Source organism: Scytonema hofmannii PCC 7110 (genome assembly GCF_000346485.2).
Classification (GTDB): domain Bacteria; phylum Cyanobacteriota; class Cyanobacteriia; order Cyanobacteriales; family Nostocaceae; genus Scytonema; species Scytonema hofmannii.
On sequence record NZ_KQ976389.1, the window covers coordinates 346 to 675 of the forward strand.

The 330-nt window shown below is 32.7% G+C and carries 1 protein-coding gene; it reads left to right on the forward strand.

Annotation, left to right across the window (positions count from 1 at the left end):
• Window positions 1-311, forward strand: a 311-nt coding sequence (locus WA1_RS52010; RefSeq protein WP_201789273.1) for a transposase, incomplete at its 5' end; no start/stop codon positions are given.
• Window positions 312-330 lie beyond the last annotated feature (19 nt).

Genomic DNA, 330 nt, shown 5'->3' on the forward strand with positions numbered 1-330 from the left:
ATCTTTCAAAAGCCTTGTGGGAGATGCTTTTTGCAGATGGAATTCAGCTCTTTACGAAACTTAGAAAGAATATGAAAAATCATATTATGAGTATGGAAGACAAGATTTTGCTCAGAAAAAGAGCTATTATTGAGACTATCAATGACGAATTGAAGAATCATTGTCAAGTTGAACACACCAGACATCGCAGTGTGAACAATTTTATAATAAATATTTTGGGAGGACTAACAGCATATTGTTTCTTTCCAAAAAAACCGTCACTCAACCTGAAAAAAGTAAATGACGGGCAATTATTTTTAAACTTTGCTTAAACCGAACTCAGGTTAATTA